Source organism: Cellulomonas sp. GbtcB1 (assembly GCF_019091725.1).
GTDB lineage: Bacteria > Actinomycetota > Actinomycetes > Actinomycetales > Cellulomonadaceae > Cellulomonas.
Map to the genome: position 1 here is coordinate 1 of NZ_JAGXJG010000483.1, position 241 is coordinate 241.

Below are 241 nucleotides of genomic sequence, written 5' to 3' on the forward strand. Positions count from 1 at the left end.
CCGCCCTGCTCGGGTCGCTGCTGCTCGCCGGGTGCACCGCGGGCCGTGCCCCGGGTCCGACCGCGCCAGCGCCGGCCACCACCGCGTCCTCCCCCGTCGGCGGGGCCTCCCCCGACGCGGCCGCCGTCCGTGCCGTCGGCACCCCCGTGGCCTCGGGCACCGTCACGCTGTCCGTGCTGGCCCCGGGCGGTCCGCCCCCGTCGTCTCCCGCGGGGGACGGCCCCGTGCTGCTGGCGGGCGC

At 83.4% G+C, this 241-nt stretch carries 1 pseudogene; it reads left to right on the forward strand.

The window, feature by feature from the left end:
• Positions 1–241 (forward strand): annotated as a pseudogene (locus KVT14_RS21105) (hypothetical protein); the annotation flags it as partial.